The organism is Flavobacterium sp. WC2430, assembly GCF_040822075.1.
Lineage (GTDB): Bacteria > Bacteroidota > Bacteroidia > Flavobacteriales > Flavobacteriaceae > Flavobacterium.
Map to the genome: position 1 here is coordinate 544,349 of NZ_CP162007.1, position 26,442 is coordinate 570,790.

The 26,442-nt window shown below is 33.6% G+C and carries 19 protein-coding genes; 13 read left to right on the forward strand and 6 right to left on the reverse strand.

Annotated features, from left to right (window positions below; genetic code table 11):
- Positions 1 to 111 precede the first annotated feature (111 nt).
- Positions 112 to 2,988 carry a leucine--tRNA ligase gene (leuS, locus tag AB3G36_RS02415; protein WP_367755639.1) on the reverse strand — a complete coding sequence of 959 codons (2,877 nt, stop codon included), beginning with the start codon at positions 2,986 to 2,988 and terminating at the stop codon, positions 112 to 114.
- Between the two features lie 166 nt (positions 2,989 to 3,154).
- Here leuS and AB3G36_RS02420 point away from each other — a divergent pair, with 166 nt between their 5' ends.
- From AB3G36_RS02420 to truB, 4 genes are all read left to right on the forward strand, one after another.
- On the forward strand, positions 3,155 to 4,030 hold the full coding sequence (locus AB3G36_RS02420; RefSeq protein WP_367755641.1) for a cell division protein FtsX: 876 nt from the start codon (positions 3,155 to 3,157) through the stop codon (positions 4,028 to 4,030).
- A 78-nt stretch (positions 4,031 to 4,108) separates the two neighbouring features.
- The gene (locus AB3G36_RS02425; protein ID WP_367755643.1) at positions 4,109 to 4,351 is read left to right on the forward strand and encodes a DUF3098 domain-containing protein; all 243 of its coding nucleotides are present in this window, start codon (positions 4,109 to 4,111) and stop codon (positions 4,349 to 4,351) included.
- Positions 4,352 to 5,137, forward strand: a complete 786-nt coding sequence (locus AB3G36_RS02430; protein WP_367755644.1) for an undecaprenyl-diphosphate phosphatase — start codon at positions 4,352 to 4,354, stop codon at positions 5,135 to 5,137.
- The gene (gene truB / locus AB3G36_RS02435) at positions 5,137 to 5,829 is read left to right on the forward strand and encodes a tRNA pseudouridine(55) synthase TruB (RefSeq protein ID WP_367755646.1); all 693 of its coding nucleotides are present in this window, start codon (positions 5,137 to 5,139) and stop codon (positions 5,827 to 5,829) included. The genes AB3G36_RS02430 and truB overlap by 1 nt, the downstream gene beginning before the upstream one ends.
- A gap of 579 nt (positions 5,830 to 6,408) precedes the next feature.
- Here the strand turns inward: truB and AB3G36_RS02440 are convergent.
- A complete protein-coding gene (locus AB3G36_RS02440; protein WP_367755648.1) occupies positions 6,409 to 7,017 on the reverse strand; it encodes a thioredoxin family protein in 609 nt (202 codons plus the stop codon).
- Between the two features lie 105 nt (positions 7,018 to 7,122).
- Between AB3G36_RS02440 and AB3G36_RS02445 the strand changes: the two genes are divergently transcribed.
- From AB3G36_RS02445 to AB3G36_RS02460, 4 genes are all read left to right on the forward strand, one after another.
- Positions 7,123 to 7,902, forward strand: a complete 780-nt coding sequence (locus AB3G36_RS02445; RefSeq protein ID WP_367755650.1) for a patatin-like phospholipase family protein — start codon at positions 7,123 to 7,125, stop codon at positions 7,900 to 7,902.
- A gap of 69 nt (positions 7,903 to 7,971) precedes the next feature.
- Positions 7,972 to 8,679, forward strand: a complete 708-nt coding sequence (gene pyrH, locus AB3G36_RS02450; RefSeq protein ID WP_367755652.1) for a UMP kinase — start codon at positions 7,972 to 7,974, stop codon at positions 8,677 to 8,679.
- 68 nt (positions 8,680 to 8,747) lie between these two features.
- Complete coding sequence (frr, locus tag AB3G36_RS02455) at positions 8,748 to 9,311, forward strand: ribosome recycling factor (protein ID WP_367755654.1); 564 nt, start codon at positions 8,748 to 8,750, stop codon at positions 9,309 to 9,311.
- A gap of 116 nt (positions 9,312 to 9,427) precedes the next feature.
- A complete protein-coding gene (locus tag AB3G36_RS02460; protein ID WP_367755656.1) occupies positions 9,428 to 11,926 on the forward strand; it encodes a DUF5686 family protein in 2,499 nt (832 codons plus the stop codon).
- A gap of 3 nt (positions 11,927 to 11,929) precedes the next feature.
- Here AB3G36_RS02460 and AB3G36_RS02465 read toward each other — a convergent pair whose 3' ends face one another.
- A complete protein-coding gene (locus AB3G36_RS02465; protein ID WP_367755658.1) occupies positions 11,930 to 14,206 on the reverse strand; it encodes a cation:proton antiporter in 2,277 nt (758 codons plus the stop codon).
- Positions 14,207 to 14,409: 203 nt separating this feature from the next.
- Between AB3G36_RS02465 and AB3G36_RS02470 the strand changes: the two genes are divergently transcribed.
- The 3 genes from AB3G36_RS02470 to AB3G36_RS02480 all read left to right on the forward strand — a co-directional run bounded on the left by AB3G36_RS02470 (position 14,410) and on the right by AB3G36_RS02480 (position 20,934).
- Entirely contained in the window at positions 14,410 to 16,821 is a 2,412-nt protein-coding gene (locus AB3G36_RS02470) for an RND family transporter (RefSeq protein ID WP_367755660.1), read from the forward strand.
- 328 nt (positions 16,822 to 17,149) lie between these two features.
- Positions 17,150 to 17,980 (forward strand): mechanosensitive ion channel family protein, encoded by an 831-nt coding sequence (locus AB3G36_RS02475; RefSeq protein WP_367755662.1) that lies wholly within the window; start codon positions 17,150 to 17,152, stop codon positions 17,978 to 17,980.
- 320 nt (positions 17,981 to 18,300) lie between these two features.
- Positions 18,301 to 20,934: a glucosidase gene (locus AB3G36_RS02480; protein WP_367755664.1), complete on the forward strand. Its 2,634-nt coding sequence runs from the start codon at positions 18,301 to 18,303 to the stop codon at positions 20,932 to 20,934.
- A 118-nt stretch (positions 20,935 to 21,052) separates the two neighbouring features.
- Here the strand turns inward: AB3G36_RS02480 and AB3G36_RS02485 are convergent, their stop codons facing one another.
- Both AB3G36_RS02485 and AB3G36_RS02490 read right to left on the reverse strand, forming a co-directional pair.
- Positions 21,053 to 21,826 (reverse strand): TlpA family protein disulfide reductase, encoded by a 774-nt coding sequence (locus AB3G36_RS02485; RefSeq protein WP_367755666.1) that lies wholly within the window; start codon positions 21,824 to 21,826, stop codon positions 21,053 to 21,055.
- Between the two features lie 81 nt (positions 21,827 to 21,907).
- The gene (locus tag AB3G36_RS02490; RefSeq protein WP_367755668.1) at positions 21,908 to 22,366 is read right to left on the reverse strand and encodes an RNA methyltransferase; all 459 of its coding nucleotides are present in this window, start codon (positions 22,364 to 22,366) and stop codon (positions 21,908 to 21,910) included.
- Positions 22,367 to 22,612: 246 nt separating this feature from the next.
- Here AB3G36_RS02490 and asnS point away from each other — a divergent pair, with 246 nt between their 5' ends.
- Together asnS and rpoN are read left to right on the forward strand one after the other, a co-directional pair.
- Positions 22,613 to 24,049, forward strand: coding sequence for an asparagine--tRNA ligase (gene asnS / locus AB3G36_RS02495; protein ID WP_367755670.1), 1,437 nt, complete (start codon positions 22,613 to 22,615; stop codon positions 24,047 to 24,049).
- Between the two features lie 61 nt (positions 24,050 to 24,110).
- Positions 24,111 to 25,577 carry an RNA polymerase factor sigma-54 gene (gene rpoN / locus AB3G36_RS02500; RefSeq protein ID WP_367755672.1) on the forward strand — a complete coding sequence of 489 codons (1,467 nt, stop codon included), beginning with the start codon at positions 24,111 to 24,113 and terminating at the stop codon, positions 25,575 to 25,577.
- A gap of 163 nt (positions 25,578 to 25,740) precedes the next feature.
- On the opposite strand, the gene AB3G36_RS02505 is transcribed toward rpoN, so the two are convergent.
- Positions 25,741 to 26,334, reverse strand: a complete 594-nt coding sequence (locus tag AB3G36_RS02505) for a thymidine kinase (protein ID WP_367755674.1) — start codon at positions 26,332 to 26,334, stop codon at positions 25,741 to 25,743.
- Positions 26,335 to 26,442: the final 108 nt, after the last annotated feature.

The window sequence follows — 26,442 nt, forward strand, 5'->3', positions numbered from 1 at the left end:
AAAATGTCAATTTGACATCCGTTAAATAAAATCTAAATAAAAAATCCAAATTCCAGCAGATGTGGAATTTGGATTTTAATATACAATCAATTTATGTAACGTAATAATAATTTACCCAACCAAATTAATAATTTTACCAGGAACAATAATCACCTTGTTTGGCGTTCTCCCTTCTAATTGCTTTATTGTTCTTTCGTCTTTCATAACGATTTCTTCAATTTGCTCCTTAGTTAAATCTAAAGGTAAGACGATTGTGAAACGCATTTTCCCATTGAAAGAAACGGGATATTCTTTTTCTGATTCTACTAAATATTTCGGCTCGAAAACAGGAAAAGGAACCGTAGCAATAGAACCTGTATTTCCTAATAATGACCATAATTCCTCAGCAATATGCGGCGCATAAGGCGAAATTACAATTGCTAATGGTTCTAGAATCGCACGAGAATGACATCCTTGAGTAGACAATTCATTCACACAAATCATAAATTGAGAAACCGAAGTGTTGAAAGAGAAATTCTCAATATCATCTGCTACTTTCTTGATGGTTTTATGCAATGTTTTTAAGTTGTCTTTCGTAGGTACTTCATCCGTCACAATCATTGTATGTTCATCAAAATACAAACGGCACAATTTTTTCAAGAAACCAAACACTCCCGAAATACCAGCTGCATTCCAAGGTTTCGCTTGTTCTAATGGTCCTAAGAACATTTCATACAAACGCAACGTATCCGCACCATATTCATTACAAATATCATCTGGAGTAACTACATTGTATTTCGATTTAGACATTTTCTCTACTTCGCGACCCACAATGTATTTGCCATTTTCATCACAAATAAACTCAGCATCTTTATAATCTTCTCTCCAAACTTTGAATTTTTCAATATCTAATTCATCTGAAGAATTAACAATTGAAACATCTGCATGGATTGGTTGCACATTTTGTCCTTCGATTTTATTTTTAGAAACAAAGGTATTCGTTCCCTCCACTCTATAAACAAACGCACTCGTACCCAAAATCATCCCCTGATTGATCAGTTTTTTGAACGGTTCTTCGGTTGGTGCAAAACCTTTGTCTTTTAAAAATTTATTCCAAAAACGAGAATATAACAAATGTCCTGTTGCATGTTCGCTTCCGCCTATGTATAAATCTACGCTTTCCCAGTAGGCTAATGCTTCCTTGCTTGCAAACTCCTTTTCATTGTGCGCATCCATATAACGCATCCAATAAAACGAACTTCCCGCCCAACCTGGCATCGTGTTCAATTCTAATGGGAATATCGTTTTATGATCTACTAAATCCGTATTAACCACTTCATTTGTTGCTGTATTCCAAGCCCAAACCAAAGCATTTCCTAAAGGTGGTAAACCATCTTCAGTTGGTAAATATTTCTCCACTTCTGGCAAAACAATAGGTAAATGTTGCGTGTCAATCATTTTCGGCAAGCCATTTACATAATAAACTGGGAATGGTTCTCCCCAATACCGTTGTCTAGAGAAAACAGCATCACGCAAGCGGTAATTGATTTTTCCGTATCCTTGATTTAATTTTTCTAAAGCTTCAATTGCTTTTTTAGTTCCTTCTTTATATCCCAATCCTGTTAAGAAATCAGAATCAACTAATTGAAAACCGTCTTTAGATCCAAATGCCGCTTCTGAAATATCTTTATCAAAAATATTTTTTATTTCCTGCATTCCGCTTTGACCTTTAAAGAAATTAGCAAAAGCATAATCTCTTTCGTCTCCACAAGGAACCGCCATTACAGCACCTGTTCCGTATCCTGCTAAAACGTAATCCCCAATCCAAACCGGAATGGCTTCTTTGGTAAATGGATGCTCTGCATAGGCACCAGTGAAAACTCCCGAAATGGTTTTCACATCCGCCATACGCTCTCTTTCGGAACGTTTTGATGATGCAAGAATATACTCATTTACTTTATTTAAATATTCTGGAGTGGTGATTTCTTGAACCAAAGGATGTTCTGGAGCTAATGTCATAAACGTAACTCCAAAAATAGTATCGGGACGTGTTGTAAAAACTTCAATCCCTCTTTCTTCTTGGCTCATGTCTCCCGCTATCACCTTGAAAGTAACCATTGCTCCAACCGATTTTCCAATCCAGTTGCGTTGGCTTTCTTTGATGCTTTCACTCCAATCGATATCATTTAATCCTTGTAACAAACGTTCCGCATAAGCTGAAATACGCATGCTCCATTGTGTCATTTTCTTACGCACCACAGTAAACCCACCACGCTCTGAAACACCATTTACAATTTCGTCATTAGCTAGAACTGTTCCTAATCCTGGACACCAGTTTACTTCGGTTTCTGCTAAATAAGTTAATCTATATTGTAATAGGATTTTTTCTTGTTCGCCTTTTGAAAAAGCATTCCATTCAATTGCAGAAAAAGGAACAATTTTATCATCACAAACGGCATTGACAGTTGCATTTCCTTCTTTTTCGAATATAGCAACCAAAGTCGAAATATCTTCTGCTTTATCTGAGTTTTTATTGTACCAAGAATTGAATAATTGGATAAAAATCCACTGGGTATGTTTGTAATAATCAGGATTTGAAGTTCGCACTTCTCTACTCCAATCGAATGAAAAACCTATTTTATCCAATTGTTTTCTATAACCCGAAATTTGGTTTCCTTCTTTATCAAATCCACCGTCAATATTAACGCGAGTGGTATCTTCTGGACGTTGACCAGTTTGAATTGCATATTGTTCCGCTGGTAATCCAAAACTATCATAACCCATTGGGTGCAATACATTAAAACCTTGATGTCTTTTGTATCTTGAATATACGTCAGAGGCAATATACCCCAAGGGATGCCCTACGTGTAATCCTGCACCAGATGGATAAGGAAACATGTCTAAAACGTAATGCTTTGGTTTTACAGAATTATTTGAAGCGGCAAAAGTTTGATTTTCTGCCCAATATTTTTGCCATTTGGCTTCTATTTCGTTCGGATTGTATTTCATACTAGGAATTACTGAGTTACAAAGTAACTGAGTTCTATTTTTTTGTTATTATGAATCTTTTCAGGTGCCAAATTTACGTTTATTGTACGAAAGTTGAAACTTTGGGCGTTATTAACTTCAAATAAAGAAATTCTTTATTATTTTTACCCCATAATTAAAGTAAACTATGAGTTCTTCATTTGATAAGTTTCAAAAACGCAGGTTAATTTCTTCTTATTTTTCGGTAGTACTAAGTGTATTCTTAGTTTTATTTCTACTAGGAATTTTAGGATTGTTCATTATAAATTCTCAAAAATTAGCCAATGATTTTAAGGAGAAAATTGCCATGACGGTCTTCTTTAAAAATGAAGCTAATGACAGTATCCTAAAATCTTTTGGAGGTGAACTGAAAAAAGCACCTTATGCAAAAACAACTGTTTATGTAACCAAAGAGCAAGCTGCAAAGCAACATACGGATATAATTGGCGAAGATTTCATGACATTCCTAGGTGAAAATCCTTTACAAAACTCGTATGACATTCACCTTAAAGCGGATTATGTAGAAAAAGATAGCATTGCTAAAATTGAAGCCAAACTGCGAAAAAATCCTATGATTTCTGATATTGTTTACGACAAACAGCTAGTAAACCTTGTTAATGACAATATTAAAAAAGTGAGTATGTGGATTTTAATAATCAGCGGATTCTTGACTTTTATTGCTGTGTTATTAATCAATAGTTCATTACGCCTTTCGATTCATTCTAATCGATTCATCATAAAAACCATGCAAATGGTAGGAGCTACAAAATCATTTATTAGAAAACCATTTGTGATGCGTAGCATTAAACTAGGTATGATAGGTGCAGTACTAGCCATTTTATCATTAATTGGTGTATTGATTTATGTAGAAACAAGTTTTCCAGATCTTGGAATTCTAGATAATAAAGTACTTATCGCACTTGTTTTATTAGGCGTTTTAGGAATTGGTATTTTAATTACTTGGCTAAGTACCCATTTTGCAACACAACGCTTCTTAAACTTAAGAACAGACGACCTTTATTAATTTTGGATTGCATCCTAGCTCTCCATTTAGGCTCGGCTACAGATTAACTATTTTGAATTTAGAATTTAAAAAAACAGCATGAAAGATAACAGCCCAAAACACGAATTCCTTTTTGATAAAATAAATTATAAAATTCTATTAATTGGAATTGGAGTAATTGCACTTGGATTCATACTAATGTCAGGTGGTGGAAGTGACGATCCAAATGTGTTCAGCGAAGCAATTTTTGATTTTAGAAGAATCCGTCTAGCGCCAACAACCGTTTTAATTGGTTTTGGAATTACTGTTTATGCCATATTAAAAAATCCAAAAAAAGCATAAATGAATACATTACAAGCTATTGTTCTTGCCATAATTGAGGGAATTACTGAGTTTTTGCCCGTTTCTTCTACAGGACACATGATTATCGCTTCTTCCTTTTTCGGGATTGCTCATGATGACTTTACTAAACTTTTTACTATTGTCATCCAGTTGGGAGCAATTCTTTCAGTAGTAGTTTTGTATTTCAAACGCTTTTTTCAAACTTTTGATTTTTATTTTAAACTTCTAGTTGCTTTTATACCTGCAGTAGTTTTAGGACTACTATTAAGCGACAAAATAGATGAATTATTAGAAAGCCCACTGACTGTTGCTATCTCCCTTTTGATTGGAGGAATCGTTCTTTTAAAAGTGGACGATTGGTTCAACAATTCTGAAGATACTGAAATCACTTACATGCGAGCATTAAAAATTGGGTTTTTCCAATGTTTAGCGATGGTTCCAGGAGTTTCACGCTCTGGAGCGAGTATTGTAGGTGGAATGTCACAAAAACTTGCTCGTACATCAGCAGCTGAATTTTCGTTCTTTTTAGCTGTTCCAACCATGCTAGGAGCTACTGCAAAAAAATGCTATGATTATTATAAAGCTGGCTTTGTACTAAGTCACGATCAAATTAATTTACTAATCATTGGGAATGTTATTGCTTTTATAGTAGCACTTTTGGCTATAAAAAGTTTTATTGATTTTTTAAGCAAAAAAGGATTTAAAATATTTGGCTACTATAGAATAGCAGCCGGAATTATTTTATTGATTATCCATTATTTCATACATCCCTTGACAATTATTTAATGACTGAAGAAGACTACTTAAACGGACAAATTTTATTGATTGACAAACCCTTGACATGGAGTTCTTTTCAGGCGGTGAATAAATTAAAATATGCTCTAATCAACAAACTAGGTCTTCCAAAAAAATTCAAAATTGGTCATGCTGGCACTTTAGATCCGTTAGCAACTGGATTATTATTAGTATGCACCGGAAAATTCACCAAACGAATTACGGAACTTCAAGGTCAAGCCAAAGAATATACTGGAACATTCTTTATAGGAGCTACTACTCCATCTTACGACTTAGAAACTGAAGTTGACGCCACTTTCCCAATAGAACATATTGACGAGGCTTTAATTCACGAAACTGTAAAACAGTTCCTTGGGGAGATTGACCAAAAACCACCCATTTATTCGGCTATAAAAAAAGACGGAGTTCGCTTATATGAACATGCTCGTGCTGGAGAAACAATTGAAATCGCCTCAAGAAAAACGACTATACACGAATTTGAAATTACTCGAATTGCGCTTCCTGAAATTGATTTTAGAGTAGTATGTAGTAAAGGAACTTACATACGTTCCTTGGCTTTTGATTTTGGTTATGCTATGCAATCTGGCTCTCACTTGACCGCTTTAAGAAGAACCAAAATTGGTGATTATAATGTGAATGATGCTATAGATGTCACTTTATTTGAAGAAAGCTTAGAATCCTAAATGTTATAAAAAGCAAAAACACATGACAAATACATAAAAGAATTTGCGATGTGTTTTTCTTAAAAGTAAAGTACTTTTATTCCATACTTTTTTTGTCTAAATGGCTTTCACCATTGGTTTAATAATTAGTTATATTTTCTCCACCAAAAAGTAAAGTTGACAAATAATCATAAAACCTTTCAAATAGCTTTTTCATAAGGATGTTTTTTAAATTGTGATACAATATTTAAACACCAATAAAAAAAGTAAATCAAATAATAGACCTGGGTTGGCACTGGCCAAAATACGAATTTTTTATTAAAACACAAAAAAAATAAAGTTAATTATTACCCTAAAATGATGTGTAAGTTCTTGTGCTTTAATTCATAATAAAAAAATTGATCAAGCTAATGTTTTCAAGTACTGTGAGAAAAATTACTTTGTAAAAAATAAAAAAAGATACTATTCTACATTATTTTAAGCTTATTTTCAACCCACAAAACTTTGTTTTTACTTTTAATACCATCACAAAAGTGTCGTCAACTTTCATTTAATAATTTTTTTTTCAAAATAAAACAGCAAGTATTGCTTTCAAAAATCTTATTGATCTAAATCTATCATCATATCAATAATTTCAGATTGAGTAGACAATCCCTTATCATGCAAATACCACAATTGCAAATCAGCTTTAGCAGTTTCATCTATTGCTCCATGTTCTTTTTTATAATTAGCGATTAAATCCGTGGCACCCTTAGGCCTTGGCCCCCAATGCGCAAGTGCCGAACCCGTTTCTCTATTTATCAAAATTAATTTTGGAATTGCTTTTGCTTTATTAGTTAAAAACAAATTCATTAACTCTTCATTTTCATCACGCAAAACGATTCTTAGCTCAACGTTCCCTTCGGAAGCTACTGCCATTTTATCAAAAATAGGAAGCAATTGTGCTGCATCACCGCACCAACCTTCGGATATAACCAACCAAAGGTATTCTCCTTTTAATTCTTTTAATTTAATCGAAACTTCTGTTGGTATTTTCAATGTTTTTTCTAATCGATTCATTCGAGTTTCATTCAAAATACTATAATGTGTCAATTCTTTGGATTGCTCATTACCTGTAGATTTTTCTTCTCGTAATAAATCAGTAACTAACTTTCTATATTCTAAATAAGAATGACTATTAAATAATGCTTTAGCTATTGTGGATTTCATAATTCTTTTGTTTACGTAAAGTTACCATAATTTACTTGTTATAAATAATACAATAAACCTTTTTTAAAAGGCAAAAAGTGTATTTTTATATCAAAGAAAAAAAGAATGAATTTAAAAACACAATCACTTGGTCTTGTCCTTTCTGGAGGCGGATCAAAAGGATTAGCACATGCTGGCGTTATTAAATTTTTGGAAGAAAAAAACATTCGACCTAATCGCATAGCAGGTACAAGCGCAGGATCTATCGTAGGGGCATTATACGCTTGGGGCAAAACACCCGAAGAAATACTAGAATTTTTCAAATCAATATACTTATTTCATTGGCGACACTTAACTTTTACAAAGCCCGGTTTCATAGACTCAGAATCTTTTAAATCTGATTTTCAAACCATCTTCGAGGACGCCGCTATTGGAGACATGAAAATTCCAATTCAGATTACGGCAACTGATATGGTAAAAGGAAGATTGAAAATTTTTGAACCAGAAACGAAAATTATTGATGCCATTTTAGCATCATCTGCATTTCCAGGAATAATATCACCTTACATCATCAAGGGAGAGCCGTATAGCGATGGCGGTATATTGAATCATTTTCCTTCAGACATTTTACAAGGGCAGTGCGAAACCATCATAGGTGTTTATGTGAGTCCTATTCAAAAAATCGTAGCTAGTGACCTTCATTCGATAAAAGCTGTTACTACAAGGGCTTTTGATATCCTTTCGGCAAATTCAAATGTTCATAAATTCAACAACTGTGATTGGGTCATAGAGCCCGAGGAATTAAGCCTGCATAGTACATTTGAAATGAATAAAATAAAAATGGATACTATTTTCAACATAGGATATGAAGCTGCAAAAAGTTCTTACGAGAAACTTAATTTATAAAATTTAAGCCACAGTATTTCAAAAAAAAAAGTATATGACTATATTTGCACTAAATAACTCAACAAACACATGAAATATAAAAGAATTCTTCTGAAATTAAGTGGCGAAGCATTAATGGGAGATAGACAATACGGAATTGATCCTGTAAGACTTGCTGAATATGCTGAAGAAATCAAAAAGATTCACGATAAAGGAGTGGAAATTGCCATTGTAATTGGTGGTGGAAATATTTTTAGAGGAGTTGCTGGAGCCAGTAACGGAATGGATAGAGTTCAAGGTGATTATATGGGAATGCTTGCTACTGTAATTAACGGAATGGCATTACAAGGCGCACTGGAAGACAAAGGAATGCTGACTCGTTTACAAACAGCATTAAAAATTGAAGCTATTGCAGAACCTTATATCAAAAGAAGAGCGGTACGTCACTTAGAAAAAGGCAGAATCGTAATTTTTGGAGCAGGAACTGGAAATCCGTATTTTACAACTGATACCGCTGCAGTACTTCGCGGTGTTGAAATTCATGCCGACGTAATCCTGAAAGGAACACGTGTGGATGGTGTTTATGATTCAGATCCTGAAAAAAATCCTACTGCAGTAAAATTTGACACTATCTCTTTTGTTGATGTAATCAAAAAAGGGTTAAATGTAATGGATTCGACAGCTTTCACTTTAAGTCAAGAAAATAAATTACCAATTGTAATTTTTGACATGAACAAAAGCGGGAATCTGGAAAAAATCTGTGAAGGCGAAAACATAGGAACCGAAGTAAATATATAAGTTAATGGTTCAACATTTTACTTTTAGAAAATCTAAATGCTAAAACTTGAATCCCAAAACCTAAAAAAATGACTGAAGAAATTGAATTTATATTAGATAGTGCCAAAGAATCCATGACGGGTTCTATTGCTCATTTAGAAAAAGAATTTTTGAATATCCGTGCTGGAAAAGCATCTCCAGCAATGCTTGGAAGTGTTTTTGTTGATTATTACGGATCAGCTACACCGCTTTCTCAAGTGTCAAAAATCAGTGTGCCTGATGCACGAACAATTACACTGCAGCCTTTTGAAAAAAACATGTTGCACCCCATTGAAAAAGCAATTATGATTGCTAACATTGGCTTTAACCCAATGAATAATGGTGATTTAATCATTATTAGCGTTCCGCCTTTAACAGAAGATAGAAGACGTGATCTAGCTAAACAAGCCAAAGTAGAGGCTGAAGATGCAAAAATTGGTATTAGAAATGCTCGTAAAGATGCCAACACCGATATTAAAAAATTAGAAAAAGACGGAACATCTGAAGACATTTGTAAAAGTGCTGAAGAAGAGGTTCAAAACATCACTAATAGTTTCATAAGAAAAGTAGACGAACTTCTTGTAACAAAAGAAGCTGAGATAATGAAGGTATAAGCTTACCTAATATTAAAAATTAAATCCGTCTTGTTTCTAGAAATAAGACGGATTTTTTATTACTACTTTTGCTCTAATAAAAAAGGATAATATCCGTTTTTAAATAAACCGTTTTTATGAGGCAAATTTGTTTTCTTTTTTTCTTTATTAGCATATCACTTCATGCGCAATTTCAAGCAAATGGAATTGTAAAAGACTTTTCAACAAACAAACCATTGCCATTTGCAACAATTACTACTAATGAGGAAATCAATTTTATTTCGGATGTAGATGGCAAATTTAGCATTTCATCGAAAAAAGAAATTAGTAGTTTTACCGTTTCTTATATTGGGTATTTAAAAACTTCGGTTGCAATTGTAAAAGATAAAAAATACTATGCAATCTCACTTTTGCAAAAAACAAATGACCTCAGTGAAGTAATTATAGGTTACGAAAACCCTGCACTAGCCATTATAAGAAAAGTCATTGCCAATAAAAGAAACAATAATCCCCAAGAAAAACTAAGCAGCTTTGAATTTAAATCTTACAACAAACTAGTTGTGACAGCAAATCCTGATTCTATTTCGGGGAAATTAGACTCTGTTTTTGTACAAAAATCAATTGGGAAAGAATTTACTAAAATCGATTCATCCAATTATAAATTTAAAGAACTGATAAATAAACAACACCTTTTTCAAACCGAAAAAGTATCACAATTACAATTTAATAACAATACACTAAAAGAAACGGTTTTAGGAACTAAAATGGCTGGTTTCAAACATCCAATTTATGAAATCCTTGCTTTCAACCTGCAATCTTTTTCTATCTACGACAATAGCTATGAACTATTTGAAACTAAATACAACAGTCCAATAGCAACTGATGCATTACTAGATTATAATTATAGACTATTAGATACTGTAGCTATAAATGGTCGACAATCCTACGTGGTTTATTTTAAAAATAAAAAAAGAAGTAAAGCTACTGGACTTGAAGGCGTATTGTACATTGACCAAAATAGTTTTGCCATATCTAAAGCCATTATGCGTATAAAAGGAGTTCTTGATATTAGTGGTATCCATGAATTTCAATATATTCCTGAAGAAAATATATGGTTTCCCATTCGTAAAACTTTTAAAATTGTAAAAGGAAAAAACGACGATGATATAAAAATCCTGGGAGGAACCATTCAATTTAATGGTGATGACGAGAAAGATTCCAAAGCTAGAAAAAAAGTAGCTTCAGACTATACGTACTTAATTTCAAATACTAATAATTTTGACATTAAATACAATGTTCCTATTACTATTACGAAGCCTTTTATTGCCGTTGAGATCAATGACGAAGCAATTCATAGACCTGAAACTTTTTGGGAAAATTACAGAAAAGACAGTTTAGACATTCGAAGCCAAAAAACATATTTAGCTTTAGATAGTATTGTAATAAAAAAGCGGATTGAAAGTCGCCTCCGTTTTGGTCGAAAAATCATTAATGGGTACCTGCCACTTGGTTTTTTTGATATGGATTTGCGAAAAATAATTAGCTATAACAACTACGAAGGATTCCGATTGGGGTTTGGAGGCATAACTAACGAACAGTTTTCTAAAAAATTCAGAATAGAAGGTTACTCTGCTTATGGAACTAAAGATGGAAATTTTAAATATAAAATAGGAATGGCTACGCGTGTTGATAAATCGTCGAATTCGTGGATTGGTGCGTCCTATACTGATGATGTAAAAGAAATTGCTAGCACTTCTTATTCTATTGAGAAAAGACCTTTTAAACTCTATGATCCCAGACCAATTAATATTAGTACTTTTTACAATTATGTGAGCTGGAAAACTTTTTTAGAAACAAACCTCCTTCCTAAAACCGAAAGTATATGGGAAATATCACATTCGGTTGTGGAACCAAAATTCAATTATGTTTATAATTTAAACAGCAATTTATATACTCAATATGTAATGACTACAGCTATGGTTTCCTTGCAATGGAATCCATTTAGTGATTACATGCAAACCCCTACCGGTAGAATTGAAATCGAAAAACGTTTTCCTAAATTCACTTTTCAATACACGCAAGCTTTACCGAAAATATGGGGAAATGATTTTGAATTTAGTAAGATTGATTTCAAAACAGAATTCGAAAAAAAATATCTGAATGGTCAAAAAACAAATTTACTTCTGGAAGCAGGATATGCCATGGGAGATGTACCGATTACTCATTTGTATAACACATCACCGAACAACATTACAAAAGAAACTATTATTCAACGAATTACTTTTGCAGGTAAAAATAGTTTTGAAACCATGTATTTTAACGAATTTTTCTCGAATGAATTTGTTTATTTTCAATTCAAACATGGATTTAACAGAGTAAAACTCTTTAAAAAAGTCAAACCTTCCTTAGTACTAGTCTCCAGAATGGCATGGGGAAATTTACAAAAACCTGAGCAACATGTTGGTTTAGACTATAAAACACTAAACAAAGGATATTTTGAATCAGGCATAGAACTCAACCAAATATTTAATGGACTTGGCCTTACTGCATTTTATCGTTATGGACCCAATCAACTTCCCAAATTTGAAGACAATATTGCCATAAAATTAAGCTTTGTATTGAATTTAGGACTATAACACCTAAGGTTTAATAATTAATACCGAAGGCACTCCAATTAACCAATCATGATCAGAATCCAATAGTGTTTTCCAACTTTCTAGACTAATAAGCATTAAATCCTGTTTGGCTAAAAACGCTAAACTAACCGTTCTTTCAATTAATACCTCAAGGTTATTTGTATGTTTTTCTTCTAAAGAATGAACAGCACTTTGAAGTACAAAATTATTTTGAACGTGGCCGTTGACATCCAGAATCGTGATCTTTGAATTATTATTCTTAATTAATTTTTGGGCATAATCAATTAAAAAGGAATCTTCGGATCTAAAAATAGGAATAAAAACTTGGTCGATATTTTGAAATTCTTTATCAATCAAAATTCCCAAAGGCATTCTTGTTTTTGAAACAATCTGCCTGGTTCTTTCATCAAAAGGAGAGTTTTCAAACAAACCTTCTTTACCTGTGAATTTATCAAGTAGACGGTCTGGATTAATAATTCGAGAGGTAAAACCAACCACTTTCCCTAATAATGTGCCTTCAAAAATAGACTTCCCCAAACCTACCAATAGTAAATCATAATCTCCTTGATTGGCTACATCAGCAATCTCCGTTTCTATATCATTAGTTACTTTAAAGATGGTTTCAATTTCCACATTTAACTGTTCCGATTCCTCAAAAATTGGCTCAAAACTATTTCTCTCTTTGTCTTCCATATTAAAAGAATGCAACTCATCACTTAGTGACAAATGCAGGGCTGTAATTGAGGAACTGTTTTTTTGTTTTTTTGTTAAGCTGTTTGCTAATCGCAAAAGAGATTTTCCTTTTTCATTATTACCAAAAGAAATCAGAATTCGGTATTTGGTGTGAAGAATCAGCTCCTCTTCTTCAGAAACATTTTTACTCTTAAAAAGAAAATCAATTAGATCTAATGCTGGTCCAGTCATAAAAGTAGTCACTAAAGCCATGATAACCATCATTGTAAATACTTCTGGAGTTAACACTTTTAATTCCAATCCAATATTTAAAACAATCAACTCCATCAACCCTCTTGTATTCATCAGTGCTCCAATAGTCAAACTGTCTTTCCAGTTTTGGCCCACAAATTTTGCAGCTAATGCACTTCCTAAAAATTTCCCGACAACAGCAACTAGAATAATCGCTCCAGTAACCTTCCATAAATAAGGATCATTGATTAAGCCTACTTCGGTTTTTAGACCTGTAAAAACAAAAAACAGAGGTAGTAATAGAATCACCGCAACATCCTCTACTTTATCAATAAAAATCATTCGGAATTTAGCAGCATCAGGCATAATAGAACCCATCATAAATGCACCAAAAAGGGCATGAATTCCAATAACCTCAGTTGCATACGACGACAGAATTAAAAAAAGAAAGAAAATAGCCATAACGGGCTTCCCAATATTATCTTTTGAACTGTATAAATCTCCTATCCTTTTCAAGAAAGGTTTTACAATAAAAATCATAACAATCACATAAACCGCTGCAAGAGAAATTACATATAATGAACCTACAAAGTCCCCAGCTTTAACTATGGCAATAACTACTGCAAGTAAACACCAAGCCGTAATATCATCTGCAGCAGCACAAGTTATGACTATGGCTCCAAGTTTCGTTTTATGAATTTCTCTTTCTTGAACAATTCGAGCCAGAACCGGAAATGCAGTAATGCTCATCGCAATTCCCATGAAGAGACTGAAAGACAAGAATTCTACTCCTTGAGGAGCAAATTTATTATATACAAAATAAGATAAGCCAATTCCTAAAGCAAATGGAATAACAATACTGGCATGACTAATTACAACCGCTTCACTGGCTTTGTTTTTTAACACTTTAATATCAAGCTCCATACCAATTACAAACATAAAAAGTATCAACCCTATTTGACTTAAAAATTTTAAATTCCCTAATGAAGCTTCTGGAAATAGTGCTGCAGAAAATTCTGGAAAATACATTCCTACTAATGAGGGGCCCAAAACAATACCTGCGATAATTTCCCCAATTACTGTAGGTTGTCCAATTTTTTTAAAAACCCATCCAAAAAGTCGCGCTACAAGAATGATCATTACAATCTGGGCCAAAAGAATTGCTAAAGGATCCTGAAAATTATGTTTCATAGAAACAATGAAGTCATTCCAAGAACTGTGTTTTTCATTTGGAGCAACTAGACTTTGTATTTTTTCTAGCTCTTTTCCTCTTTTAATTATCCAATAAATCAAAGCTGAAAACCCTCCAGTTACACCTAAATAAAATAAGCTGTTTTTGTATTTTTTTAAATCCATTTTACAGTACTATTTTCGTTCTTAAAATCACACAAAGATGTAAAATTCTACCATATGATTTACAAGACGAAAATTAATTTTTTGCAAAGAAAAAAAAGGAAAGAAATAACTTTAAAAATAGGATGTTACATTTAAAAAGATTTAAATAAACTTATTCTTTTACTGCGGTTTTCACTACATTTGCACCCATTTTTAATACATTTATGAAAAAGAAATTAAAAGTAGGTTTTTGGGAATTCATTGCTCGAATCGTACTTAAAAACAGACTCTTTATACTCGGTGTTATTCTTTTAATGACCGTCTTTTTAGCCTTGCAATGGAAAAATATTCGTTTTTCATTTACAGAAGCGAACTTACTTCCCGACAACAACATTATAAATACAGAATATAATGCGTTTTTAGAAAAGTTTGGCGAAGAGGGAAATTTAATTGTTGTCGGTGTAAAAGACGATGTCTTTTTTACTCCAAAAGCCTTTGCGGCTTGGGATAAATTAATGGCAGATTTTAAATCAAATAAAGAAGTAGATTTAGTTGTTTCAGTAAGTGACTTAAAAAAGCTTCAAAAAAACGACTCTATTCAGTCCTTTGAATTAGTTCCGTTTGTAGATCAAAAGAAAATTACAAGCCCAGAATATCTTAAATCAATTCAGAAAGATTTATTTCAAAACATGCCTTTTTATGAAGGGTTGCTTTTTAATAAAAAAAACGGAACTATTCGTTCAGCCATTTATTTAGATAAGAAAATAGTCAACACACCACACAGAAAAGATTATATTTTAAATGATTTTATTCCAAAAATAGAAGCGTTTGAAAAGGAAACCGGCATCGATTTAAGAGTTTCTGGTATGCCATATATCCGAACATTGAATGCCAAAAGTATAACGGACGAAATTAGTTTATTTATTGGAGCATCTCTTCTAATTACCTCACTAATTTTCTTTTTCTTTTTCCGTTCGTTCAGAGCAACATTAATATCAATTGTTATTGTTATTGTTGGTGTGATGTGGACTTTTGGACTCCTTGGATTATTTCATTATGAAATTACCGTATTAACAGCACTTGTTCCATCATTAGTTATTGTCATTGGTATTCCAAACTGTATTTTCTTGACGAATAAGTACCAACAGGAATACAGCTCTCATGGAAATAAAGCAAGAGCATTACAACGCGTAATTACCAAAGTGGGAACGGCAACCTTGATGACTAACTTAACTACAGCAGCTGGTTTTGCTACGTTTGTTATAACAAATAGTGAGTTACTAAAAGAATTTGGTATCATTTCCTCTTTGAGTATTATTTCCTTGTTTTTTCTATGTCTTATTGTAATTCCTATATACTACAGTTATCAACCCGTTCCAAAAGCAAAACATTTAGAGCACTTGAGTAGAAACTACACTCGTGTTTTCATGAGTTGGATTGAAAAAACAGTTAAATACAATCGACGTTACGTTTATTTAGTAGCAATCTTCTTGTTTTTAATAAGTAGTATCGGTGCTTTTAAAATAAAAACATCGGGAAGTTTGATTGAAGACATGCCTAAAAATACTGGATTCTATAAAGATATTCTTTTTTTCGAAAAAGAATTCGAAGGAATAATGCCCCTTGAGATAACCATAGATACGAAACGAAAAAAAGGAGTTATGAAACTGTCCACTTTGAGAAAAATGGATGATTTTCAAAAAACAATTGAGGAAATTCCAGAACTTTCAAAACCTATTTCCATTCTTAATTTGGTTAAATATTCGAAACAAGCCTACTACAATGGGAATCCTGAATATTATGACTTGCCAAGTTCACAAGAACAAAGTTTCATCTTGAGTTATGCTAAAAATGCAACAAAAAACTCAAAAAACAACTTGATGAAAAGCTATGTAGATAGCACGGGTCAAGTAGCTCGAATTACCACATTCATGAGGGACATTGGTACTGGAAACATGGCGAAAATCGAAACTAAACTTTGGGATAAAGCGAATAAAATATTTCCTAAAGACCGCTATAAAGTCGTGATGACAGGAAAAGCATTGGTTTTTGAAAAAGGAACAAAATACCTTTTAGATAACTTAGTAAGCTCCTTATTATTTGCAGTGTTGTTAATTTCTTTATTAATGATTTTTATGTTTCGTTCCTTCAAAATGGTCGTTATTTCATTAATTCCTAATTTACTACCATTAATGATTACAGCTGGGCTGATGGGTTATTTTGGAATACCGTTAAAACCTTCAACGATACTGGTCTTTAGTATTGCTTTTGGACTTTCAGTAGATGATACCATTCATTTCTTAGCTCAATACCGTCAAGAATTAACTAGAAATAACTGGAAGATAAAAAAATCGGTTTTTGCGACACTAAAAGAAGCTGGAATTAGTATGTTTTATACATCAGTAGTTTTATTTGCTGGATTCTCGGTATTTATGCTATCTGATTTTGGAGGTACAGTCGCTTTAGGTGGATTGGTTGCAATTACATTGGCATTTGGTATGCTATCTAACTTAATGTTATTGCCTTGTTTGGTATTGACTTTGAACAAATCATTGGCCAACAAACAAGAATTTATCGAACCAAAAATTGACGTTTTAAGTAACATGGAGGAAGAAGATGAAAATTTAGACAAATAAACTCTTCTTTTTATAACCTTGTTTTTAACTATACACTTAAAAAAATCCTGTCTTAAAAGACGGGATTTTTTTTGCTCCACCCCAGTATTTATTACGATTTATTTTAAAATATGTATATTTGAAAATACATGCTTTTTAAATTGAGCTAGTCTCAATCAATAAAGATTGAGTTCGAAATTTTATTTAAAATGAGATTTACCTATACTTTTAATAAACTTAGTAGACTCAACAAAAGAGTATCAATCCTAAAAGTGGAGCCCAGCAACCACTAAAATAAACGGGGCGAAATCGAAAAGCCTAATGAGTAGAAAAATAAAAAAGAATGAAAATGGAACAACAAGTTACGGTTGTAAACAATTACCTTGAAAAAATAACAGATTTTGGTTTTGAATATGCACCCAAGTTAATAGGTGGTATACTAGTCCTTTTAGTCGGGCTATGGGTTACCAAAATAATCACTAAAAGTGTTGGAAAATCATTAGGAAAATCAAAAATCGACCAATCTCTCGTCCCTTTTTTAAGAAGTTTAACAAACATCATATTAAAAGTATTAGTTGCCATTACAGTAATGGGAATGATCGGAATCCAAATGACTTCCTTTGTCGCTATCATTGGTGCGGCTGGTTTGGCAATTGGAATGGCCCTATCAGGAACACTTCAAAATTTTGCAGGAGGAGTAATTATTTTGATTTTAAAACCCTTTAAAATTGGAGATTTTATCGAAGCCCAAGGCTATGTAGGTACTGTAAAAGAAATTAGCATTTTTGCTACGATGCTGAACACACCTGACAAGAAATTAGTAATCATCCCTAATGGGCCCCTTTCAACAGGACCACTTACTAATTTTTCTGCGGAACCACTACGAAGAGTGGATTGGACTTTTGGAATAGCTTATGGAGATGACATTGAAAATTTCAAGAGAGCAATGAATGATTTTATTACCGAAGACACTAGAATTTTGAAAGATCCTGCTCCTTTTATAGGTCTTGCAGCTCTTGCTGACAGCTCTGTTAATTTCACCGTAAGAGTATGGGTGGATGGCCCTGATTATTGGAATGTGTTTTTTGAGATGAATGAAAAAGTATATACGAAATTTGCCGACTATAAACTTAATATTCCTTTCCCCCAAATGGATGTTCACGTTCACAATAATAATTAATTTGACTATAATTGACTACACAATCCTTAGTCTTTATAAAGCAATCAAAACTTCCGTCTTTCATGATGGAAGTTTTTTTTATAAACTAAGCCATAAATTTCAATGTGAGTTAGTCAATTAATATTATATTTTTTTACGAGAAACCAAAAGAATCCTGACAATAACCACAATTAAGCAATAGTACTTAATTGCGTACCTACTTATAAAAAATAAATCTTATTTTTACCAGTATTTTTTTAACGAAAAAAACAGCATTAGAATATTTTAAATAATCCAGCTGTTTGGGTTTAAATCTAAAATTAACTATTACACCACGATATATGACTCATAAAATTTCTGAGGCTGAAAAATTAGCCGTTTCTGATAACTATAGAAACTGGAAAAAATGGGGACCTTATTTAGCCGAAAGACAATGGGGAACCGTTCGCGAAGATTATAGCGATAACGGAAATGCATGGGAATTTATCAACCACGACAAAGCACGTAGTAATGCGTATCGATGGGGGGAAGAAGGTATTGGCGGTTTTTGCGACTCTCGTGAGATTTTATGCTTGGCTCCCGTTTTTTGGAATGGAAAAGATCCAATTTTAAAAGAACGCCTATTTGGCCTCACTAATAATCAAGGAAATCACGGAGAAGACGTTAAAGAACTTTATTTTCATCAAGTTTCCACTCCTACACACTCTTACAACAAATACCTCTACAAATACCCGCAAAACGAATTTCCGTATGAGGAAATAATAAGAATCAACAGTCATAGGAATAGAGAAGAATCAGAATTTGAACTATTAGATACTGATGCTTTTAAAGACAATGCTTATTTTGATTGTTATATCGAATATGCAAAAGCCGGTATTGATGATATCTTGATGAAAGTTACTGTAGTCAATCGAGGAAAAGATACCGCTGAAATTCATGTACTTCCGCATCTATGGTTTCGTAATTTCTGGAAACACAACAACAGACATCCACGCCCTAATATGGAATCTGTATCCGAAAACACTATTTTATCAAAAAGTACTAGAAATGACGACTATTACTTATATCATAATAAAGGCGAGCAATTATTTTGTGAAAACGAAACCAATAACGAACGAATTTACAACTCTCCAAATGATTATGATTACGTTAAGGACGGCATTAACAACTACGTTATAAATGGAGAACCTACAGTAAATCCAAAAAAACACGGTACAAAAGCAGCTATTTGGCATCAATTAGAATTAAAAGCTGGCGAAGAAAAAAGCATTAAAATACGCCTAAGCAATGTAGCATTAGAAAATCCTTGGGTCGATTTTGACGCTCAATTTGAGCAAAGAAAAAAGGAATGTGAAACGTTCTATAACGAAATCATAAATAAAGACATCCCTAAAGCCCAGCAAGCAATCGCTAAGAGTGCTTTTTCAGGTTTATTATGGACGAAGCAATTCTATTATTATGATGTTCACAAGTGGCTTTTTGGCGGTGTAGACGAAACGTCAACAACCTATAGAAGAAAGGACTCACGCAATTTTAACTGGCAACATCTTACTAATCGTCATGTAATATCCATGCCTGACAAATGGGAATATCCTTGGTACGCTGCTTGGGATCTTGCTTTTCACATGGCCTCTTTTGTAGAAATAGACCCTTATTTTGCTAAACAACAACTGCTATTAGTCTTGCAAGAAAGCTACATGCATCCCAATGGTCAAATTCCAGCATATGAATGGAATTTTAGTGATGTAAATCCGCCGGTTCACTCTTGGGCGGTTTGGACTGTTTATGACAAAGACAAAAAACGCACTGGCAAAGCTGATACTGAATTTCTGGAAAAAGCATTTCAAAAACTCCTCATCAATTTTACGTGGTGGGTGAACCAAAAAGACACTACTGGTACTGATTTATTTGAAGGAGGGTTTTTAGGTTTGGACAACATTGGTGTTTTTGACCGTAACCACATGCCAGAGGGAATTAAAAAAATGCAACAGGCAGATGCCACGAGTTGGATGGCAATGTTCTCTTTAAACATGTTGCGCATGTCACTGGAATTAGCGAAAACCAACAAAATTTACGAAGAAATATCGGCTAAGTTTTTCAGGCATTTTTTAAACATCGCTTGGGCAATGCACCATATTGGGAAAAAAGATATTTCACTTTGGGATGACCAAGACAATTTTTATTATGATGTTGTCGAAATGTCCGATGGAAGTGCTGAACGTTTAAAAGTACGTTCTTTAGTGGGTGTTATTCCAATGTTTGCTGTCGAAATCATGAATAAAGAATTATTTGAAGGATTAAAAGACTTTCAAAAAAGAGCAAATGAAATAATAAGAACACGACCCGATTTAGCATCCTTAATTTCAAATTTAGAGACTGCCAATAAAGATGGTAATTTTCTATTCTCCATTATGCGCGGTTTTAGATTAGAACATCTTCTAGTGCGCTTACTGGATGAAAAAGAGTTCCTATCTGATTATGGGATTCGTTCGCTATCTAAATACCATGAAGAACATCCTTTTGAATTTGGAAATAAAGGACATCATAAAATTCAATACGAACCTGGCGAAAGTCGTTCAGGAATGTTTGGAGGAAATTCAAACTGGCGTGGTCCTATATGGATGCCTTTGAATTATATGATCATCCAATCATTGCGTAAATACTATACTTTTTATGGACCTACTTATATATATGAATTTCCAACAGGCTCAAAAAACAAACTGAACTTAAACGAAATTGCGAATGAATTAACAAAAAGATTAATTAAACTTTTTGAACGAGATGCTGAAGGTAAATTCCAATACCATTCTGATGACTCTGAAAATCATTTTGCTAAGGACGAACATTTCAGAAACGAACATATGTTTTATGAGTTTTTTGATGGAGATAGTGGTAAAGGGCTTGGTGCCTCTCACCAAACAGGATGGACCGCTCTAATTGCCAATTTAATAATGGATATGGAGAATAACAAATAAAATTATCTTTACAGTTAAGTTATATTAAACTTCCCGTCTACAAAGGCGGGATTTTTTATATCCAATAGTATATAACAGTGAAGCAGGAAAAAAACACTACAATTGTACAATTTTATATTTATTCTCTACTAGCTTTCTCTAAACTAACTTCTAAACCAGCATAATTAGAAACCACTTTTTCCATAAACCCTTCTTTATTAATGATGATATGAGTAGGAAACGCATTAAGTTGCAAGGTTAAATTCATGTACGTTTTCATATTAGGAACAACGGAATAAGACAGCGGTTTTCTAGCTAAAAAAACGGTTAACTGTTCTGGAGTATCCTCAGCCAGACTTATAAAAACAATGTCTTTTCTATCTTTATATTTCTCCACTAATTTATTTACTTGTGGAAATTCTTTAATGCAAGCAGCACAATGAATGTACCAGCATTTTATGACAACAATTTTTCCTTTAAGATTTTCATTTGTAATCAAATTACCATTTAAATCTGAGAATGAAAATGCAGGAAATGGCTCCCCTTCTTTCTTTAGATTTTGAATTTCATTGAAAGCGGTTTCAACAATGGTGGCTTTTATACTTGTATCTGATGTTGGGTCAATCTTAAAAAGCTTGTAGTAAAATAGTGCTGAATCGGATTCTAATCGAATTGGGATGTAACTTCCTTCGCTTAATATTTGCAAAAAATCAACTTTAGGAATCTCCTTTGAATTGGAATCTAATGCAATAAAATCTCTAGAAAGCATGATGTTATTGTATTGATAGGTCCACCAATCCATAAACTGAGTTTGAATTTCAACTGGACTTACTTCTGGTTTCCCAAAAGGAGTTTGTCCAGAACAGGAGGTGAAGATCACAACTAAAAAAAGGGTATAAAACAGTTTTTTCATGACAACTAATTAAAGGTGCAAATAACGTTATAATTTACTGTTTATAAACATAATAACAATACTAAACAATAACAACTTATTTTATGAACGGGGCTTATTAAGACCTCTATCATAAAGAACAATACTTCCCGCAACAGATACGTTTAAGCTTTTTTCGGATTTGAATTTTACTAAATGATGACATTTTTCAATGGCTTTTTTTGAAAGACCATGATCTTCAGCACCTAATAAATACACGCAACGTCGTGGATGTTCGAATGTTTCTAAATCTATTGCATTGTCATCCAACTCTACGCCTACTAAGCGAGCACCTTTGGGGAGGTTTTTATAGAAATCTTCGAAGGTTTCATAATGAAAATAAGGTATCGATTTTACGGCATTATGGGTATCGCAAGCTTGTTTTGCATACCGATTCCCAATAGTGAAAATAAAGCTTGCGCCTAAGTTTTGTGCAGATCTCCATAAAACGCCTAAGTTCTCAGGGGTTTTACCGTTTTGTATCCCTATACCGAAATACTCTGTTATAAAATTATCATTCATCTGACAAAAATACAAACAGTTATGCCGTTTGTCAAATTTTTAAATTATTTAAAGTATCAAATTCCACTATTCCCTAGCCCCGATAATAGCGACATCCTTTTACTTTTTCCTTTAAAAAGTAAAAGATATAGCGAATAGCGGGAAATAGCTCCTAAATGCATCATTCCTCGCAATGACATTTAAAACAAATGATTTATATTTGCAGTTCGAATATGAGACAATTTTAAATTCAACTATACACCTAAAATGAGACATACAAAAGTTAAAGACTTACTAAACAGTACAACGACACTACATGAAGTAAATGCAAAAGGATGGGTAAGAACTTTTAGAAACAATCAATTTATTGCTTTGAATGATGGTTCAACCATCAATAATATACAATGTGTAGTCGATTTTGAGAATACTCCTGACGAAACTTTGAAAAGAATTACGACTGGAGCAGCGATATCTGTTACAGGAACTTTGGTTGAAAGTAAAGGTGCGGGACAACAATTTGAAATTCAAGTTAAAACATTGGAAATCCTAGGAGATTCTGATGCTGAGAAATTCCCAATACAACCTAAGAATAAACCGAGCTTGGATTTCTTGCGTGAAAATGCGCATTTAAGAGTGCGTACCAATATGTTTGGTGCTATTATGCGTGTTCGTTCTGTACTATCATACGCAGTACATAGCTATTTTCAAGAAAAAGGATTTGTGTATGTGAATACACCAATCATTACAGGATCGGATGCTGAAGGTGCTGGTGAAATGTTTAAAGTTACCGCTTTGCCATTTGATGGAACACCTAGAACCGAAGACGGAAAAGTAAATTATAAAGAAGATTTCTTTGGGAAAGAAACGAATCTAACGGTTTCTGGACAACTAGAAGGAGAGACTTTTGCTATGGCATTAGGACAGATTTATACTTTTGGACCTACGTTTAGAGCAGAAAATTCAAATACTTCTCGTCACCTTGCGGAGTTCTGGATGATTGAGCCAGAGGTTGCTTTTAATGACTTGAATGACAATATGGATCTTGCTGAAGATTTTATTCAGTACGTAATTAAATATACGCTTGACAAATGTCCTGAGGATTTAAAATTCTTAGAAGGACGATTATTGGACGAAGAGAAATCAAAACCACAGGCGGAAAGAAGCGAAATGGCTTTGCTCGACAAATTGAATTTTGTTTTAGAAAACAATTTCAAACGTGTATCCTACACGGAGGCAATTGATATCTTGAGAGACTGTACTCCAAATAAAAAGAAAAAATTCAACTATATCATAAACGAATGGGGAGCTGATTTACAGTCAGAACACGAGCGTTACTTGGTTGAAAAACACTTTAAATGCCCTGTAATCTTGTTTGATTACCCAGCCAATATCAAAGCGTTTTACATGCGTTTGAACGAAGACGGAAAAACGGTTCGCGCCATGGATATTCTTTTCCCAGGAATTGGAGAAATTGTAGGAGGATCTCAAAGAGAAGAGCGTTTTGATGTTTTAGTCGAAAAAATGAAAGCCTTAGGAATTGACGAAGAAGAATTGTGGTGGTATCTTGATACTAGACGATTTGGATCAGCAGTTCACTCTGGTTTTGGTCTTGGTTTTGAAAGATTAGTGCTGTTTGTAACTGGAATGACAAACATACGTGACGTAATTCCTTTTCCAAGAACGCCAATGAATGCTGAATTTTAGAAAAAAAGTTTAATCGGTTAATCGATTAAACAAATAAACAGTTAACCGATTAAACAAACAAATGCTAAAGCAATTCTTAAATTTAAAATTATCGCAGAAATTATCTCCTCAACAAATTCAGTTGATGAAGTTAATTCAATTGCCTACGCAAGCCTTTGAACAACGTTTACTGGAAGAGATGAATGAAAATCCAGCTTTAGAAGCAGGTAAGGAGGAAGACGATTATGAAAAGGATGAATTTGAAAACGAAGACTACGATGATTATGATGAGGCGGAATCTGACAGGAATGACGCCGAAGACATCAATATCGACGAATATTTAAATAGCGACGATAGCCCCGATTATAAAACACAAGCCAATAACTACAGTGATGACGATGACGATCGTGAATCACCATTAGCAGCACCTATTAGTTTTCACCAAGATTTAATTAATCAATTGAATACGTTTATTCTCAATGATGAAGAACGTGATATTGCTGAATTTCTGGTAGGAAGTATTGATGACATGGGTTATATCCGTAGAAGCATTCCTGATATTGTGGATGATATGGCGTTTACCCAAGCCTTATATACGGATGAAGCTACGGTAGAACGGATGCTGCATGTAATTCATGAACTAGAACCCTCTGGTGTAGGTGCGCGCGACTTACAAGAATGCTTGTTGTTGCAGTTGAAACACAAAACCCCTACGGAATACGTGGAACTAGCAACTGATATTATCGAAAATCAATTTGATGCTTTTACCAAAAAACATTACGATAAATTAATTCAGAAATACAATGTTTCAAATGAGCAACTCAAAAAAGCAGTTCATGAAATTGAAAGACTGAACCCAAAACCGGGAGGCTCTTTTACAGGAAATAATAAAATTACAGAGAACGTAGTTCCTGATTTTGCCATTAGAATTGTTGATGGCGAACTGGAATTAACTTTAAACGGTCGAAATGCTCCTACCCTGCACGTTTCCAAAGATTATCAGGAAATGATGCAAACCTATAAAGTTTCTACCGATAAATCAGGGCCACAAAAAGATGCGGTTCAGTTTATCAAACAAAAACTGGATTCGGCTAAGTGGTTTATTGATGCGATTCGTCAACGTCAAGAAACCTTATTTGTAACCATGAATGCTATTATGCATTATCAAGAAGAATATTTCTTAGATGGCGATGAAACCAAATTGAAACCAATGATCTTGAAAGACATTGCGGATATGGTAGGACTTGACATCTCAACGGTTTCCCGTGTAGCCAACAGTAAATATGTAGAAACACCTTACGGAACAAAACTGATTAAAGAATTCTTCTCAGAAGCCATGAAAAACGATCAAGGGGAAGATGTTTCCACGCTTGAAATCAAAAAAATATTACAAAATATTATTGAAGAAGAAGACAAGAAGAAACCTTTACCAGATGATCAATTAGCCGAATTGCTGAAAGAAAAAGGATACCCAATTGCAAGAAGAACTATCGCTAAATACAGAGAGCAACTGGATATTCCTGTAGCTAGAATGAGGAAAAAAATATAAGATTGTTGAAATCAGATTGCTGATTAACGATTTTTGATTTAAAAAGACAAAACCCTTTCTGATGGCTCAGAAAGGGTTTTGTCTTTTAAGAATCCTATTTCGTTTTGTCTCCCTCTCCTTTGGCTTGCTTCATTCTTCTCAATGACTGGCTGGGGACAGGATTTTATTTATTCTCCTGATCTTTTTTCATGGCGTGATAATAAGCTGCACGACTCAAGGGTTCGTATTCTTCGGTTTCGCCAAGCATTACTAGTTTATCACTGTCGGTTTTTCTAAAACTATAATTAGCCAGATTACCAGTACGAGTGCATACAGCATGCACTTTAGTCACATATTCTGCTGTCGCCATTAATGCAGGCATAGGTCCAAAAGGATTACCCTTAAAATCCATATCTAACCCAGCAACAATAACACGAATACCTTGGTTTGCTAAATCATTGCAAACCCTTACTATTTCGTCATCAAAAAACTGCGCTTCATCAATTCCCACCACATCACAACCTTGCGCCAAAATGGCGATATTGGCAGCAGCTGGAACTGGTGTAGAACGAATTTCATTAGCGTCATGCGACACTACCATATCTTCATGGTAGCGGGTGTCAATTTCTGGTTTAAAGATTTCTACTTTTTGTTTGGCAAATTGTGCTCTCTTGAGACGACGAATTAGCTCTTCGGTTTTACCCGAAAACATTGAACCACATATGACTTCGATCCAACCAAACTGTTCTTTATGATTTACTGTATTTTCGAGAAACATTTTGTATTTTTCTAACTTAAAAAATGAATAGTTTTTATTACTTTGTACCGTAATAAACCAACATAAGATTTTATACTTTTACGTTGTCTCAAAAGTAGAAAAATTTTA

Excerpts from the sequence above, each read along its gene's own strand:
- leuS (WP_367755639.1), bottom strand. The coding sequence starts at position 2,988 with ATGAAATACAATCCGAACGAAATAGAAGCCAAATGGCAAAAATATTGG.
- AB3G36_RS02420 (WP_367755641.1), top strand. The coding sequence starts at position 3,155 with ATGAGTTCTTCATTTGATAAGTTTCAAAAACGCAGGTTAATTTCTTCT.
- AB3G36_RS02425 (WP_367755643.1), top strand. The coding sequence starts at position 4,109 with ATGAAAGATAACAGCCCAAAACACGAATTCCTTTTTGATAAAATAAAT.
- AB3G36_RS02430 (WP_367755644.1), top strand. The coding sequence starts at position 4,352 with ATGAATACATTACAAGCTATTGTTCTTGCCATAATTGAGGGAATTACT.
- truB (WP_367755646.1), top strand. The coding sequence starts at position 5,137 with ATGACTGAAGAAGACTACTTAAACGGACAAATTTTATTGATTGACAAA.
- AB3G36_RS02440 (WP_367755648.1), bottom strand. The coding sequence starts at position 7,017 with ATGAAATCCACAATAGCTAAAGCATTATTTAATAGTCATTCTTATTTA.
- AB3G36_RS02445 (WP_367755650.1), top strand. The coding sequence starts at position 7,123 with ATGAATTTAAAAACACAATCACTTGGTCTTGTCCTTTCTGGAGGCGGA.
- pyrH (WP_367755652.1), top strand. The coding sequence starts at position 7,972 with ATGAAATATAAAAGAATTCTTCTGAAATTAAGTGGCGAAGCATTAATG.
- frr (WP_367755654.1), top strand. The coding sequence starts at position 8,748 with ATGACTGAAGAAATTGAATTTATATTAGATAGTGCCAAAGAATCCATG.
- AB3G36_RS02460 (WP_367755656.1), top strand. The coding sequence starts at position 9,428 with ATGAGGCAAATTTGTTTTCTTTTTTTCTTTATTAGCATATCACTTCAT.
- AB3G36_RS02465 (WP_367755658.1), bottom strand. The coding sequence starts at position 14,206 with ATGGATTTAAAAAAATACAAAAACAGCTTATTTTATTTAGGTGTAACT.
- AB3G36_RS02470 (WP_367755660.1), top strand. The coding sequence starts at position 14,410 with ATGAAAAAGAAATTAAAAGTAGGTTTTTGGGAATTCATTGCTCGAATC.
- AB3G36_RS02475 (WP_367755662.1), top strand. The coding sequence starts at position 17,150 with ATGGAACAACAAGTTACGGTTGTAAACAATTACCTTGAAAAAATAACA.
- AB3G36_RS02480 (WP_367755664.1), top strand. The coding sequence starts at position 18,301 with ATGACTCATAAAATTTCTGAGGCTGAAAAATTAGCCGTTTCTGATAAC.
- AB3G36_RS02485 (WP_367755666.1), bottom strand. The coding sequence starts at position 21,826 with ATGAAAAAACTGTTTTATACCCTTTTTTTAGTTGTGATCTTCACCTCC.
- AB3G36_RS02490 (WP_367755668.1), bottom strand. The coding sequence starts at position 22,366 with ATGAATGATAATTTTATAACAGAGTATTTCGGTATAGGGATACAAAAC.
- asnS (WP_367755670.1), top strand. The coding sequence starts at position 22,613 with ATGAGACATACAAAAGTTAAAGACTTACTAAACAGTACAACGACACTA.
- rpoN (WP_367755672.1), top strand. The coding sequence starts at position 24,111 with ATGCTAAAGCAATTCTTAAATTTAAAATTATCGCAGAAATTATCTCCT.
- AB3G36_RS02505 (WP_367755674.1), bottom strand. The coding sequence starts at position 26,334 with ATGTTTCTCGAAAATACAGTAAATCATAAAGAACAGTTTGGTTGGATC.